Raw genomic sequence first — 15413 nt, 5'->3', positions numbered from 1 at the left:
GGTTCAGCCGGCCGGTGGGCGGTAGCCGAGCCGTCCGCGGGTGCCGAGCAGGACCAGGACCGCGACGACGACGGAGCCGGTCGCCATGGCCTGCATCGCCCGGTCGCCGTCGATCGCCGGGAACATCTCCAACCACATGATCGAGGCGAAGTTGTTCACGCTGACGTGCAGCAGCATCGCCAGCGGGAGGCTCTCCCCGGTGCTGTTGAACATCCACGTCATGACCACGTTGAACGCGAGGCAGAACACCACGAACGCGACCAGGCGGGTCCAGTCCGCGTCCGGCCAGCCGCCCCACTCGGTCAGGAACAGCGGCAGGTGCCACGAGGCCCAGATCGGGCCGAGGATCATCGTTCCGGCCAGCGGCCCGAACCGGCGCTGCATCCGGGGCAGCGCGAAGTCCCGCCAGCCCGGTTCCTCCGCGAGCCCCGTGGTGACCATCTGCAGCAGGAGAGCCGGGACGTAGGCGGCCACCGCCATCATCGAGGGCGCCACGATCCGCCCGCCCGAGATCGCCAGCCCCGTCAGCAGCATCGCGACCGGCACCCCCAGCAGCGCGACCGCGTACCAGTGCCACCGGACCCGCCAGCGCCACATCCGGCCCGCCCAGCGCCGCAGCCCGGCCCGCCCGTCCGCGATCGCGGTGACCACGAGGGCCGAGACGATCGGGCCGAGGTAGGCGCCGGGCAGGACTCCGGTGAACTGGCTGGTCCCGAGCACCTCCGGGAACCGGTAGTCCCACCAGCCGAGTCCGTTGCCGGACAGGATGTAGGGGGTCCAGGCCAGCCAGCTCAGCAGGTTGGCGAGCACGAAGAAGCTCAGCAGCGGATGCCGGCGCACCGGTCCGAGCAGTCCGCCGGAACCGCGTGGATCCGCTGTCCGGGTGTCGGGTGCGGCCGGCGACGGGGTGTGGTCCGAGATCGTCATGCCGCAATCCTTCGGGCGTGGCGGGCCGGTGCCGAGATGCGAAGGATCGAAGCCGTGCGATGCCATCGAAAGGTGTAACGGACTTGCTCGCGCACGTCGGTTCAGGTGCAACGAACTTGCTTGCGCAGGTCGGTTCAGGCGCGACGGGCACCCGCGTCACGGGGCTTCGCGGGCCCGTCCACCGCGCCGACCGTCTCCCCGAGCGGCAGCCTCAGCCGCACCTCCCACCCGCCCTCCGAGGTGGGGCCGTAGTCCAGTTCGGCCCCGACCAGTTGGGCCCGTTCCGCCATGCCGACCAGACCGAAACCGCTGCCGGGACCGGGATCCGGGCCGCGGGGCACGCCGTTGCGCACGCTGATCGCGAGCCATCCCCCGCCGGGCTCGCCGACCTCGACGGCGCAGGGCGCACCCGGTGCGTGCACCGCCGCGTTCGCCAGCGACTCCTGCACCATCCGGTAGGCGACGAGCTGGGTCAGCGGACCGGCCTCGACCTGGTGTGCGGGCAGCACGAGGCTGATCTCGGCGCCCGCCGCGCGGCGGGCCCGCACGAGCGCGGACACCGCGTCGAGGGTCTCCACCGGGCGGTCCGCGTCGGTGTCCTCGCGCAGCAGTCCGACGAGTCGTCGCAGGTCGGTCAGCACGGCACGGCTCTGCTGGCGTATCTGACCCACGGAGTGCTTGGCCGTGGCGGGGTCGGTGTCGATCTGACGAGCGACCGCCGCGGCCATCATCGCGATACCGGACAGGTGGTGGGCGGCGATGTCGTGCAGTTCCCGTGACATCGCCGTGCGCTGCCGCGAGATCGTCGCCTGCAACAGCGCTTCCTGTTCCCGGCGCAGGGCTTCCAGCTCCAGCCGTCGTGCCTCGTGCGCGTCCCGCCGTGCCGAGACCACCGAGCCGGCCAGCAGCGGCAGCCCGATCACCAGCAACGCCTGCGGCACCGCGCCGATGAGGGCCGCGACCGTGCCGGTGGCACCGCGGGCGCCCGCGGTGACGAACTGTCCTGTGGCCAGCAGCACCCCCGCGACGAGCAGCGGTCCCCGCAACGGTCGTACGGCGCGGGCGGCGACGGCGAGGAACACCGCGACCATGACGGCGACGGCGGTGAGCGTGAACGCGGGCCCCGGCGACATCGGGACCAGCACGAGCGCCATCCCCGCCACCCCGGGCACCACCACCTCCGGCGCGCGACCGGTCCACGTGACCGCGGCGGCCTGCGCCAGCAGGACTACCGCGACCGTCCACCACGCGGCGTCCCCGAGTGCGGGCACCGGGCCCAGGCCGGAGCCGGGGCCTGCCGCGGCCGGGAGCACCAGCAGCATGCAGATCGCCACCGCACCGCTGCTGAGTGCGGCCCACGGGTGAAGCGGCCGGAACCGGCCCGGTGACTGCGGGAGAGGGGACATGTCGGCCTCCGCGGATCCGACCGGCACGATCCGCGCTCCCAGGCCCGTGCTGGAGAGCCGTCGTCGGTGCCCGGTGACCGGCTCATCATCGGCCACGGCGAGGCGCGGACCGCGGTCGGCGGCCAGGTTTGCATCGAAAGCACGAGCTGGCCGGCTCCCCACTTTTCGCCGATGTGCCGGCGTCCGGGAGACGCGCACCCGCTAGGCGATGCGCAACGACTCCCGCAGCGCGCTCTTCGACAGCTTGCCGGTGCCCGTCTTGGGCAGCGCCGCCACGAAGACGACCTCGTCGGGCAGCCACCACTTGGCGACCGTGGGAGTGATGTGCCGCAGCAGTTCGTCGCCGGTGGTGGCGCTGCCGTCGCGCAGGACGACGTAGGCGACCGGGCGTTCGCCCCACCTCGGGTCCGGGCGGGCGACCACGGCGACCTCGACCACGTCGGAGTGCGAGGTGAGGGCGCTCTCCAGCTCGACGGACGAGATCCACTCGCCACCGGACTTGATCAGGTCCTTCATCCGGTCCACGAGCCGCACGTAGCCGTCGGCGTCGATCGTGGCGAGGTCACCGGTCCGCAGCCAGCCGTCGCTCGTGAAGCTTTCCGGTGTGTCCACCTGGAAGTAGCCGCCCGCGACCCACGGGCCCGCCACCTGAAGCTCGCCGATGGCCTTGCCGTCGCGCGGCAGTTCCTCGCTCGTCTCGACGTCGGCGATCCGCAGGTTCACGAGCGGCAGCGGCTGGCCCTGCGCGGCCCGCACCGCCACCTGCTCGGCGGCGTCCCGGTGCTGGGTGCGGGTGCCGCCGATCGTCCCGACCGGACTGATCTCCGTCATGCCCCAGGAGTGCGTGATGGGCACGCCGATCGCGGCGCGGTAGGTCTCGGACAGCGCCGGGGCGATCACCGAGCCGCCGCCGAGCAGGAACCGCGTGGCGCTCAGCTCGTGGTAGCCCAGCTGGGGAACCAGGCTCGTCCACACCGTCGGCACGGCGCCGGCGACGGTGACCCGTTCGGTCTCCATCAGGCGCAGCAGATGGGTCGGCTCCGAGGACGGCCCTGGGAGGACCAGCGAGGCGCCCGTCATCATCGCGCCGTAGGGCAGACCCCAGGCGTTGGCGTGGAACATGGGCACGATCGGCATCACGACATCGCTCTCGCACAGGCCGATGAAACCGGCGGCGAGTGTGCCGAGGCAGTGCAGGATCGTCGAGCGGTGGCTGTACAGCACGCCTTTGGGCGGCCCGGTCGTGCCGGACGTGTAGCAGAGTCCTGAGGCCAGGTTCTCGTCCGCGAGCGTGAACGAGTCCTCGAACGAGCCCGCGAACGGCTCGGCTCCCGCGACCAGTTCGTCGTAGTGCACGACGCGGGGATCGGCCGGGATCGGCGCTTTGCTGTCGTCAGGCAGTACGACCCAGTGCCGGACCGTCCGCATTCGGGCGGCACTGGGCCATATTCGGGAGAGCAGGGCACGATCGACGAACACCACGTCGTCCTGGGCGTGGTTGACGATGTACTCCAGATGCTCCGCCGAAAGCCGGATGTTGATGGAGTGCAGCACCCGCTTGGTGATCGGCACCGCGAGGTAGAGCTCCAGGTGACGCCGTGTGTTGGTCGCGAACGTGGCGACGCGGGCGCCGGCCGGGACGCCGAGCGAGTCGAGCGCGGTGGCGAGGCGCCGGGTCTGCTCGGCCACCTCGGCGTAGGTGACCCGCTCCCCGGCCGTCACGACCTGCTTGTGTGCGTACAGCCGCTCGGCTCGCTCCAGAACGTGCGCGATGGTGAGCGGCCGGGGTTGCATCAGCCCGTCCATGGAAGATCACCCTAAGTGAGCTCCTGGACGGGCAAGAGGGCAGAATCTTCCACTCATTCTCTTGTGTCGGCGGCGATTCCTCACACCGCGCGGTAGGCGTCGCACGCCAGCGTGATCAGGTCGGTGAGGTGCTGCGGAGGCTGGTCCTTCCACCACGCGAGCCACACCGCGATCGGCGGCGCGTCCACCACGGCCCGATAGGCCACGCCGGGACGCGGGTTCAGGCTCGCGGTGGCCTCCGACGTCATGCCGACGGCCTGACCGGCGGCGATCAGCGTCAGCCACTCGTCGACGCTGTGGGTGTTGCGGACGACGGCGGGCGCCTTGCCCGGTTGCCACAGGTCCAGAGTGGTCGTTCCGGTCCGGTCGTCCACCGCGATCCCGTAGCGGGCGAGGTCGGCCAGCTTCAGCGAACGCTTGCGCGCCAACGGATTGTCCGTCGCGACGACGCCGTAGCGCCGTTCGGTGCCGAGCAACGCCGTCTCGAACCGCGAGTCCTCGACGGCTTTGCGCACGACCGCGACGTCGGCGGTGCCCTCGGTGAGACCGGCGGTCAGCGAGTTCGACTGGACGAACACCAGCGGCAATCCGGGATGCCTTGAGGCCCAGGACTTCTGCACGCGCCGGGTGTGCTTGCCCAGTGCCGACCAGGCGTAGCCGATCCGCAGTTCGGTCAGCGAGTGCGACGCGATCCGGTGCAGGTGCGCGACCTCGTCCAGCACCCTGCGCGCCCCGTCGAGCACCTGCGTGCCCACGGCCGTGAGTGCGACGTGCCGTGTGGAGCGTTGCAGCAGGCGCACACCGAGCGAGGCCTCCAGTGCGGCGACCGATCGGGACACCGACGCCTGGGTCAGGTCGAGTTCCCTTGCCGCGTCGGTGAACGTGCCCGAGTCGACCACCGCCACGAACGCCCGCAGATGCCGCAGATCCATGCGTCCAGCGTATAGGTGACGCGGCCGATGCATTTCCCGTATCAAAGCCGGGGCCGCAGGCTGGTGGCATGAAGAGCATCGGTGGATTCGCGACGATGACCGCGAGCGCGGCCAGCAACCAGATCGGTGCCGCCGTGGGCGCCCACGCGTTCGCCGCCATCGGCCCGGCCGGTGTCGTGGCGGTGCGCCAGTTCGTGGCCGCCGCGGTGCTGCTCCCGATGGCCCGGCCGAACCTCCGAAGATTCACCTGGGCGCAGTGGTGGCCGACGATCGCGCTCGGCCTCGTGTTCGCCACCATGAACCTCAGCCTCTACATGGCGATCGACCGCATCGGCCTCGGCCTCGCCGTCACGCTGGAGGTGCTCGGACCGCTCGGCATCGCGCTGGCCGGGTCGCGGACCCGCCGGGACTTCCTGTTCGTGCTGATCGCGGCCGTCGGCGTGTACGTGCTGGTCCTGCCCGGCCCGAGCAGCGACTACCTCGGCGTCGGGCTCGGCCTGCTCGCGGCGGGCTGCTGGGCCGCGTACATCCTGCTCAACCGCCTGGTCGGGGCCAGGCTGCCCGGCCTGCAGGCGCCCGCCGTCGCGACCGCCATGTCGGCGACGCTCTACGTTCCGGTCGCGGTGCTGCTCGTCCTGCACGGGAAGCTGACCGGGACGGCGATCCTCTACGCGGTCGGCGCGGGCGTGTTCTGCAGCGTCGTGCCCTACGCCGTCGACGTGATCGCGCTGCGCAAGGTGCCCGCACGCCTGTTCGGACTGGCGATGAGCGTGCACCCGGTGCTGGCGGCACTGGCGGGGCTCGTGGTGCTGGGGGAGACGCTCGAACTCCACCATTGGGCTGGAATCTTGCTCGTGGTCACCGCCAACGCACTGGCCGTGACTTGCTCGAAGTGGTCTGGATCACCTACCGTCAAACCCGAAATGTGAATCCAATTCACTTAGCGGGGTGTTCATGCGGACGAAAGTCTTGACGGTGGTCGCCGCACTCGTCGGTGCGGCGCTGGTCAGCGGCCCGTTCGCGTGGGCGGAACCCGAGCCGTACCTGGTGGGCCGCGGCATCTCCGACGTCACCGGCCCGGCCGCCGAGAACGGCATGATGGGCTACTCGAAGTTCGACCAGAAGACGACGGGCATCCATCAGCGGCTGCGGTCGCGGGCCTACGTCGTGGTCGACCGCGCCACGAACAAGCGCGTCGCGTACGTCAACGCCGACCTCGCGATGATCTTCCGCGCGGTCCAGGAGGGCGTCCTCGCGAAGCTCCAGGCCAAGTACGGCACCACCTACACCCGCGAGAACCTGCTGCTGTCCGCCACGCACACGCACAGCGGTCCCGGCGGCCAGTCGCACAACCTCGCCTACAACCTGTCGATCCTCGGCATGCAGCCGCAGGCGCTCGCGGCCGTGGTCGACGGCATCACCGAGTCGGTCGTCGAGGCGCACGAGGACGTGAAGCCCGGCTCGATCAGCCTCGGCATCGGCGAGCTCACCACCGCGTCGGTCAACCGGTCGCGCGTCGCGTTCGACCGCAACCCAGACAAGGGCGCCTTCCCGGCCGGCATCGACCCGCAGATGACCGTGCTGAAGTTCAGGCAGGGCGCGAACAACGTCGGCGCGATCAGCTGGTTCGCCACGCACAACACGTCGATCACCAACGCCAACACGCTGATCAGCCCCGACAACAAGGGGTACGCGGCGTACCAGTGGGAGCACGACGACGAAGGCGTGCGGTACCTGGACAACACCGCTGCCTTCGTGGCGGCGTTCCCGAACACCAACGCGGGCGACATGTCGCCGAACCTCAACCTGAAGCCCGGTTCCGGTCCCACCGAGAACGAGTGGGAGAACGCCCGCATCATCGGCGAGCGCCAGAACCGCAAGGCGCAGGAGATCTACAACGGACCGCAGACCTCGGTCTCCGGCGGCGTCGACTCGCGCATGCGGTTCGTGGACATGTCGGCCGTGCAGGTCGATGGTCGCTATACGGCTGATGGCAAGGCGGGTACGACGTGTTCCGGTGTCGTCGGTGCGTCGACGATCGCGGGCAGTGTCGAGGACGGCCCGGCGATCCCCGGTTTCTCCGAGGGCATGCAGTCGCCGTGGAAGAAGCTGTTCGAGCCGTTGCAGATGGAGGTCCCGCAGTGGCTGCGGGACTGCCAGTTCCCCAAGGCCTCCCTGGTGCCGACGGGTCTGATCGGTGCGACGCCGAACATCGTGCCGCTGCAGATCGTCCGAATCGGACAGTTGCACCTCGTCGCTGTGCCCGGCGAGGTCACGATCACCGCGGGCCTGCGCATCCGCAAGGCCGTCGCCGCCGAGCTCTCGGTGCCCGTGCAGAACGTGCTGATCCAGGGCTACGCCAACGACTACAGCCAGTACGTCACCACGCCGGAGGAGTACGACTCGCAGCAGTACGAGGGCGGCTCCACCCTGTTCGGCCGCAACACCACTCCCGCCTACCAGCAGGAGTTCGGCAAGCTCGCCGCCTCGATGAAGGCCGGTTCCGCCCTGCCTGCCGGTCCGAACCCCGGCAAGCCGCCGTTCACCGAGATCAACCTGCAGACCGGTGTTGTGCTCGACGACAAGCCGTTGGACAAGAAGTACGGCGACGTGTTGATCGCGCCCAAGGCGTCCTACGGCCGCGGCGAGACCGTGACGTCCGTGTTCGTCACCGGCCACCCGAAGAACAACCTGCACCGCAACGGGACTTTCCTCGAAGTGCAGCGGCAGGTGAACGGCCAGTGGACCCGCGTCGCCGACGACGGGGACTGGTCCACTCGCTACAAGTGGGAACGCGTCGGCATCGCCAACTCCAACGCCACGATCACCTGGCAGATCCCGGCGGACACCCCCGCAGGCACCTACCGGATCGTGCACAACGGCGACGAGAAGTCCGGCTGGACCGGCAAGATCTCCGGCTTCACCGGCGCCACGGCGGGCTTCACCGTCAGCTGATGATCTCGCCACCCGCGGCGGTGACGAGATCAGGGCCGAAGGCGGCCGCGGGCGTGTACGCGCCGGGCTTGCCTTCGCCCCTGGCGAGCCGTGCCGCGACCTCCGCGGACACGCCCGCCGTGAAGTCCATGGCGTCGTCCGCCCGCAGCCACCCTTCACGGGTGGTGCCGTCGGGCCACGTGACCACCGCGTGGCCCCAGGAGTGCATGCGGGGCCTCGGCGCGGCTTTGCCCCTGACCCCGGCCAGTTGACGGATGGCGAAGCGGCGCAACGGTTCCAGCCCGAGCAGTCGTCCCGCGAACGGGAGTACGGCACGGGCCACGGGTGAGCTCGGCATCATCGCGGTGGCGGCCGAGACCTCCGGTGCGGCGCTCGCACGTTGAGCGGCCAGCAGTTCGGCGGACGGCGCCTCGGAGACCGCGGCGTGCTCGCCGTCGGGCAGGAGCAGCCGCTGCGCTCGTGCGCCGATGCGTGACCTGGTCAGCTCGCCATCGCGGTAGCGGCGTCCGCCTGTCGTCAGCACGTCGAGGATCGAGGCGGCCAGAGCGGCGCCCAGCAGGCCGTCCTCCACGGCCACCGAGGCGACCGCGTCGACCCGCACCCCGGCCGGGACCGGGCGGCCCTCGCACAGCGCCGCCACGACGGCTTCCGTTGCCAGAACGCCGAAACCCGCGCCGGTGACGAGAGTGCTGCCCGCCGCCGCGGCCTCGTCGTGCAAGGCGAGCAGCCGGGGGACGGCGGTCAGGTCGGCCGCCTGGTCGAGGTAGTGCCCGCCGGGCAGACAGGCGCGGGCGATGGCGGCGGCCGACTCGGCGTAGTTGCCGATGGTGTTGACGACGACAGCCGGTCGCTCCTCCTTGATGGCCGCCGCGATGCGGTCGGCCGTGTCCGCGATGACGACCCGCAGACCGGTCTTCGCGGCCATCTCACGCAGTCGTTCGCTCTCCCTGCCCACCAGCACCACGCTTTCGCCCCGGTCGAGCAGGCGAGTGGTGACGGCGCGGCCGACGCGTCCGGTGGCGCCCAGAACCCAGATGCTCATGACGACTCCCGCAAGTGATGTCTCAGTGTGCCATCACCGAGGCTAGCACGGTGACGGCACACTGAGACATCACTTGCTAGGGTGTGCTGTGGCCAGGTGGGATCCCGGAACCGAAGATCGTCTCAGGCAGGCGGCGCTCGACCTGTTCGCCGAGCACGGGTACGACGACGTGACCGTCACGCAGATCGCCGAACGCGCGGGCATCACGCGCCGCTCGTACTTCCGCTACTTCCCGGACAAGCGCGAGGTGCTCTTCGCCGGCGCGGAGCAGCTGCCTCTCGCGATCGCCGAGGCGGTGCTCGCCTCGGCGGAGAAGTCCGCGCCGGCCATCGCGCTCGACGCCGCCCGCCAGGTCGGTGCCCTGCTCGTGGGACGCGTGGACCGGACAGCCGAGCGTCGTGCCGTGATCGCGTCGAGTCCCGAGTTGCAGGAGCGCGAACGCACCAAGGCCGCCGCGATCACGACCGCCCTCTGCGACGCACTTGTGGAGCGCGGAGCGGCGGTCGACGAGGCGAGGCTCGTGGCGCGCCTCGTCGCGGTCTGCTTCCAGGAGGCGCTGGAACGCTGGATCGACACGGGTGAGGCCTTCGAGTCCTGCCTCGACCTGGTCGCCGCGTCGGTTCGCTCGGCGGCGGAAGTATTCCCGCCTCAGGTGAGTTCGTGATTACGTTGTGCACGATTTAATCGCGCAATAGCTTTATGGCAACCGACCCGAAGGAGCAGCCATGAAGCGCCCAGTCCTCGAGCCCGCCGCCGCCGAGTTCGCCGCCGCCACCGCCCAGCCGCCGTTCCTGTTCGAGATCGCCCCCGAAGAGGGCCGCAAGGCCGTCGACGAGGTGCAGTCGGGCGCGGTCGCCAAGCCCGAGGTCGACGAGCAGTGGGTCGAACTCGACGGCTTCAAGGTCCGCGTGATCAAGCCCGCCGGTCTGGAGGGCCCGCTCCCCGTCGTCCTCTACATCCACGGCGCGGGCTGGGTGTTCGGCAACGCCCACACCCACGACCGTCTGGTCCGCGAACTCGCCGTCGGTACCGGCGCGGCCGTCGTCTTCCCCGACTACTCGCTCTCGCCCGAGGCCCGCTACCCGGTGGCGATCAACCAGAACTACGCCACCGCGCAGTGGATCCAGTCCGAAGGTGCCTCGTACGGTCTCGACACCTCGCGCGTCGCGGTCGCCGGTGACTCGGTCGGCGGCAACATGGCGGCGGCGCTGACGTTGCAGGCCAAGGAACGCGGCGACGTGGCCCTGAAGGCCCAGGTGCTGTTCTACCCGGTGACCGACGCGTCGTTCGACACCGACTCGTACCTGCAGTTCGCCGAGGGCTACTTCCTGCGCCGTGACGGCATGCAGTGGTTCTGGGACCAGTACACGACGAACCCGCTGGAGCGCGCCGAGATCACCGCGTCCCCGTTGCGCGCCACCAGGGACCAGCTCGCGGGCCTGCCCCAGGCACTCGTGATCACCGCCGAGGCCGACGTGCTGCGCGACGAGGGCGAGGCCTACGCCGACAAGCTGCGCGAGGCCGGCGTGCCCGTCACCGCCGTCCGGTACGCGGGCGTGATCCACGACTTCGTGATGTTGAACGCGTTGCGCGGCACGCACGCGGCCGAGGGTGCGATCACCCAGGCCATCGCGTTCCTGCGCAAGGTTTTGGAGAGCTAACCCCGTTTGGTGCTGCTGACGTGGAACGGCGTGCCCTGCTGGCACGTGGTCATCGCACCGGGATCGGCCTTCCCGCTCACCTCCACCACGGCGCCGGCCACCGCGATCGCGGGGTCGGCGCCGAGCAGCAGGTACTGCTCACCAGGTGCGGTGAGGATCGTGCAGCCGGACTCGACACCGGCCGACACGGTGCCCCTGACCGTCTTCACGCTCGGGTCGAGGGCTCGCGAGGGTGTGGGCAGCGTGGGTGGCAGTGGAGCCGACGACGGGGGCAGCGGCGCCGGGATGCTCGGCGTGGTGGTGGCCGTGGTGACCGAGTCGCTGGTGGGTGTGCTCGAACCGGGAACCTGCGCCGGCGGCACTTGGCCGCACGACGCGATCATCAGACAGAGCAACACGGCCGCTAACCCGCGCATCTCGCGTCACCTCCGATGGACCACGGCGACCGGGCACGGCGCGTGGTGGAGCACAGCGTGGCTCACTGAACCCAGAATTGCACGCGTTACCGCTCCACGGCCGTGACTGCCGACGGCGATGAGAGACGCGCCATCGGCCGCCTGGAGCAACGCGCGTGCCGGTGCGTCGAACGCGACCTCCCGTGCCACGTGCACCTCGGGGTGACGAGCCGCGTGCGGGGCGAGCTGTTCGTCCAGCACCTTGGAGAGGTCGGCGCGGACGTGGTCGAAGTCCTGCTCGGGCAGCTCTGCCCAGCCGACGTCGTTCCACGCGTAGATGGCGAGCAGGTCGCGGCCGTGGCGGGCGGCGTGCTCGAAGGCGAACGCGATCGCGTCCGTGGAGGTGTCGGAGCCGTCGACGCCGACGACCACGCGGCCGTCGACGGGGCCGGACCGCGTCACGATCACGGGGCGTCCGCCGGTCGACACGAGTTCGACGGCGGTGGAACCCAGGAACATCTCCGCGATGCCGGTGCGACCGGACGAGCCGAGCACGAGCAGGTCGCCGGGTTCGGCGGCGAGAACGTCGACCGGACGGCCGATGCGCACGTGCGTGGCTACCTGGAGGTCGGGCCAGCCCTCCTTGAGCTCGGCCGCGAGCTCGGCGAGATGGTCTTCAGCCGCGCGAGACATCGTCTCCTCGGTGACGAACTCCGGCACCGGGATGGACATCGGCGTGAACACGGGCTCCGGCAGGGGAGCGCGCACGGCGTGCACGACCTGCAAGGCAGCGCCACAAAGGGAAGCTTCTTCGGCACCGAAGAGCACCGCGCGCCTGGCCAGGTCGGAACCGTCGAACCCCACAACGACCGTAGACATGAAAAACCACCTCCGACCGGGGCATACCCGGCCGGAGGTGGTTCTAAAGGTGATCTAGATCTAGCAGCGTGTCGCTACTAGTTGATGACGAACTGCGAACCCGGCTCGATGGTGATGTCACCGTCCCGCGAGTTGGTGATCGTCACGTTCGTCAGCTTCGCCGAACCGCGCGCCTGGGCCATCGCGAGGATGCCCGAGCCGTTGTTCGACTTGTCGATGCGGACGTTGGTGATCTGCACGTCCGGCATGCCGCTGCCGCCGCCCTTGAACTGGATTCCGTCGTACGTGGAGTCCAGGATCTCGGTGTCGCGGATGACGACGCCGGGGATCGGCAGGTTCTGCGAGAACAGCGTGATGGCGCCGAACTCCTGCGCCTCACCCCAGAACGCGCCGCCCGTGCGGTGCAGGGCGTTGTTGGCGAGCGTCGTCGTCCCGCCGAACGGCAGCGGGTCGTGGTCGGTCGCCAGCATGATGCCCGGGTAGTTCGCCGTGTCGGAGATGATGTTGTTCTCCGCGCGGTTGTTCGAACCACCGTAGATCGCGATTCCGTTGGCACGCCACGGGAGTGCGATCGTGTTGTTGAGGAACGCGTTGCCGCTGCCGACATCCACGTTCTGGTCCTTCACGTACTTCGACGCCCACACCGCCAGCGCGTCGTCACCCGTGGTGCGGAACGACGAGTTGAACACCGTGGAGTTGCGCGTGCCGTTGGCGAAGTTGATGCCGTCGGCGTAGGTGTTGCGGATGCGCATACCGGTGAACTGCAGGCCGTCACCGGGGTTCCAGCGGTCGGGCAGGTTGGTGTAGTCGCGGCCGACCCAGGCACCGACGTTGGCGTGCTCGATCCACACGTTGGTGATCTTGGTGTTCTTGCCGAACCGGCCGGTCAGGCCGACGCCGCCCTCCGCGTTGCCGTCACCGCCGCGGATCCGGCCGGAGCCGAAGATCGCGAAGTCGGACAACTGCGTGTTGTCGTCGATGTCGAACCCGAAGTTGCCCTCGTGCGGGTGGTTGATCGTGCCGGCGTCCTGCGGCTGTGTGAGCGAGAACAGCTGCGAGTGCCACATGCCGGCGCCGCGGACGGTGACGTTGCGAATGCCGACCTGGTTGTACTGACCGGAGTTGAACAGCGTCAGGATCTTCTTCTCCTGGCGGAACCTGCCCTCCGGGATCCAGACGCAGGGGATCTCCCCGTTCTGGTCGGCCGTCACGGCGCGCTGCAACGCGTCCGCGTCGTCCGTCTGGTCGTTCGCGGTGGCACCGTACTGCGTGATCGAGACGCAGTCCGCGGGCTTCTGCGCGGCCGGCGCGACCTGCTCCAGGTCGATCAGGTCGATGACGTAGAACTGGGCGTTGTCACCGGAGTCGCGCTGGAGCTTGAACTTCGTGCCCGCCGGGTAGGAGCTCGCGAGCAGCTGCGAGGTCTCGTCGAACAGCCTGCGGGCGTCGCCACCCGGACGGTTCGTGAGGCCCTCGGGGTCGTCCGTCGTGCCGTAGAGCCAGCTGTGCCGCGACGACAGGGTCAGCTTCTGCACGAACTGGTCGTTCGCGTACAGGCTGATCGTCGCCTCCTGGCCACCGCCCGCGGCGGCGTCCGGGATCGAGTTGCGCACGACGATCGAGTTCGTGCTGACCGTCGAGGTGACCTCCACGAACTGCCCCTGCGCGTCCAGCCGCACCGACTTGCGGCCAGAGGACTCGGAGCCGAAGTTGGTGTGTCCGAACGTGCGCTCCGCGTCGGCCTGCACCAGCGTGCCCTGATAGCGGCCCGCCTCCGCCTCGTACGAGGTGAACGGCGTCGAGGCGCCGCGTCCGACCACAATGGACTGGGCCGCGGTGTTGTTGGTCTCGTTGGTCTCCGCGACCACGTTGGTCGCGTCCGCCGTCGCGGTGGCCGTGGCGCCGCCGTTGGTGGCGGTCCAGGTGCCGATGTTGACCGTGACGGTCTGACCGGCGTTGATCGCACCGGTGTTGGCGTTCAACGTGCTGCCGCCGACGGCCACGCGGGTCACCGAAGCGCCCGCCGCCGACGTGCCGCGGTTGTTGACCTGCACGGCGAACGTCACCTGCTGGCCCGCGGCCGGAGACGACGGGTTCGGCGTGACGCCGGTGATCTGCAGGTCCGGTCCCGGTGCCTGGCCGACGACCAGGGGAGAGCCGGAGGTGAAGGTGTTGTTGCCCTCGTTGGTCTCCGCGACCTGGTTGGCCGGGTCCACCGTGGCCGCGGCCGCGTAGGACCCGGCACCCCGCCGGCCCGCGTCGACGCTGACGCTGGCCGTGGCTCCAGGAGCGAGCGCGCCGACCTGCGCGGTGCCCGCGACGGTGCCGCCGAGCGTGACGTTCAGCGTGGTCGCGCCGGACGCCACGGTGCCGCCGTTGCGCACGGTGGCGGTGAGCCTGATCGCGTCGGCCTCGCTCGGGCTGGCCGGCGTCCACGTCAGGTTCGTGACTGTCAGGTCAGGAGCCGGAGCGGAGGCGCCGAACACCTGGAACTCGGCGACCTGGCCGCCGGGCGCGCCGGTGTTCGAGTAGAAGTGCAGCCGCACGTCCGACGCCCGGCCGGAGACCGGGATGGTGACGGTGTTGCCGGTGGCCGGGTCGAACCGGTAGTCGGCGCGGGCCTTCAGGGTGCCGAACGCGGAAGCGCTTGCCTCACGGCCCAGCACCTCGAAGTTCTGCGTGCGCGCACCCCAGTCACCGCCGGGGTTGAGCTTGACGACGACCGACGTGACGTCGGCGTTCGAGCCCAGCTTCACGGTCAGGTTGCCGGGCAGGCCGCTGGACTCCCAGTACGTGCCGGTGTTGCCGTCGACGGCGTTGCCCGGCACGAAGTTGTGCACGTGCCCGGACTCCTCGACCGGCTTGCCGGCGGCCAGGTTGTCGCCAGGGGGCGGCGGGTCGACCGGTCCGGACTCGCCGTGCACCTCGAACTCGCTGAGCTGCGCGGCGGGCCAGCCGCTGTTCGCGGTGACCGTCACGCGGACGTACCGCGTGCTGGTCGCCGTGAAGTCCAGCGTCACCGTGTTGTTCGAGCCGGGAGCGAACACCCGCGCACCGGATCCGACGATGTCGCTGAACTGCGAGCCGTTGGAACTTCCCTGCACAGCAAGCGTTTGCGAGCGCTGCTCCCAGTTCGAGGGCAGGCGCAGCACGACCTTGCTGACGCTCTTCGCGGCACCCAGGTCGGCCTGGAGCCACTGCGGGAACGAGTTGTTCGTGCTCTCCCAGTAGCTGCCCTGGTTGCCGTCGCCGGTGTTTCCGGGGCCGTACGGGCCGTTGCTGCTGGACGCGGTCAGGTTCGCGGACAGCCTGACGACCGCTGCTCCTGCCGTGGGTGTCAATCCGAACAGTGCGAGGGCGCTGACAAGGGCAGCACTCACCGCACGCCTCAATAGCGTGTTTTTCATTGA

Annotated in this window: 12 protein-coding genes; 4 read left to right on the top strand and 8 right to left on the bottom strand. The window is 70.0% G+C overall.

Features of this window, described 5'->3' with window-relative positions; genetic code table 11:
• Positions 1-3 precede the first annotated feature (3 nt).
• The 4 genes from OG205_RS14870 to OG205_RS14855 all read right to left on the bottom strand — a co-directional run bounded on the left by OG205_RS14870 (position 4) and on the right by OG205_RS14855 (position 5071).
• Entirely contained in the window at positions 4-927 is a 924-nt protein-coding gene (locus tag OG205_RS14870; protein WP_330276827.1) for a CPBP family intramembrane glutamic endopeptidase, read from the bottom strand.
• A gap of 134 nt (positions 928-1061) precedes the next feature.
• On the bottom strand, positions 1062-2333 hold the full coding sequence (locus tag OG205_RS14865) for a sensor histidine kinase (protein ID WP_330276826.1): 1272 nt from the start codon (positions 2331-2333) through the stop codon (positions 1062-1064).
• A gap of 201 nt (positions 2334-2534) precedes the next feature.
• Positions 2535-4139 (bottom strand): long-chain fatty acid--CoA ligase, encoded by a 1605-nt coding sequence (locus OG205_RS14860; RefSeq protein ID WP_330276825.1) that lies wholly within the window; start codon positions 4137-4139, stop codon positions 2535-2537.
• Positions 4140-4219: 80 nt separating this feature from the next.
• Positions 4220-5071 (bottom strand): LysR family transcriptional regulator, encoded by an 852-nt coding sequence (locus OG205_RS14855; protein ID WP_330276824.1) that lies wholly within the window; start codon positions 5069-5071, stop codon positions 4220-4222.
• Between the two features lie 68 nt (positions 5072-5139).
• On the opposite strand from OG205_RS14855, the gene OG205_RS14850 reads away from it, so the two are divergent.
• Positions 5140-6000 carry an EamA family transporter gene (locus OG205_RS14850; protein WP_330276823.1) on the top strand — a complete coding sequence of 287 codons (861 nt, stop codon included), beginning with the start codon at positions 5140-5142 and terminating at the stop codon, positions 5998-6000.
• Positions 6001-6025: 25 nt separating this feature from the next.
• Complete coding sequence (locus tag OG205_RS14845; protein WP_330276822.1) at positions 6026-8026, top strand: neutral/alkaline ceramidase; 2001 nt, start codon at positions 6026-6028, stop codon at positions 8024-8026.
• Here OG205_RS14845 and OG205_RS14840 read toward each other — a convergent pair.
• Positions 8019-9068, bottom strand: a complete 1050-nt coding sequence (locus OG205_RS14840; RefSeq protein WP_330276821.1) for a saccharopine dehydrogenase NADP-binding domain-containing protein — start codon at positions 9066-9068, stop codon at positions 8019-8021. The two genes, OG205_RS14845 and OG205_RS14840, sit on opposite strands and share 8 nt — an antisense overlap.
• An 88-nt stretch (positions 9069-9156) precedes the next feature.
• On the opposite strand from OG205_RS14840, the gene OG205_RS14835 reads away from it, so the two are divergent.
• Positions 9157-9732: a TetR/AcrR family transcriptional regulator gene (locus OG205_RS14835; RefSeq protein ID WP_330276820.1), complete on the top strand. Its 576-nt coding sequence runs from the start codon at positions 9157-9159 to the stop codon at positions 9730-9732.
• Between the two features lie 61 nt (positions 9733-9793).
• Positions 9794-10729, top strand: coding sequence for an alpha/beta hydrolase (locus OG205_RS14830; protein WP_330276819.1), 936 nt, complete (start codon positions 9794-9796; stop codon positions 10727-10729).
• Here OG205_RS14830 and OG205_RS14825 read toward each other — a convergent pair.
• The 3 genes from OG205_RS14825 to OG205_RS14815 form a co-directional block, all read right to left on the bottom strand.
• Positions 10726-11145 carry a hypothetical protein gene (locus OG205_RS14825; protein ID WP_330276818.1) on the bottom strand — a complete coding sequence of 140 codons (420 nt, stop codon included), beginning with the start codon at positions 11143-11145 and terminating at the stop codon, positions 10726-10728. The two genes, OG205_RS14830 and OG205_RS14825, sit on opposite strands and share 4 nt — an antisense overlap.
• A gap of 6 nt (positions 11146-11151) precedes the next feature.
• Positions 11152-12003 (bottom strand): universal stress protein, encoded by an 852-nt coding sequence (locus OG205_RS14820; RefSeq protein ID WP_330276817.1) that lies wholly within the window; start codon positions 12001-12003, stop codon positions 11152-11154.
• 77 nt (positions 12004-12080) lie between these two features.
• A complete protein-coding gene (locus tag OG205_RS14815; RefSeq protein ID WP_330276816.1) occupies positions 12081-15383 on the bottom strand; it encodes a CARDB domain-containing protein in 3303 nt (1100 codons plus the stop codon).
• Between the last annotated feature and the right edge of the window lie 30 nt (positions 15384-15413).

This window comes from Lentzea sp. NBC_00516, from assembly GCF_036346835.1.
GTDB lineage: Bacteria > Actinomycetota > Actinomycetes > Mycobacteriales > Pseudonocardiaceae > Lentzea > Lentzea sokolovensis.
The sequence above is the reverse complement of the archived record's forward strand: the minus strand, read 5'-3'. Positions and strand labels throughout refer to the sequence as shown.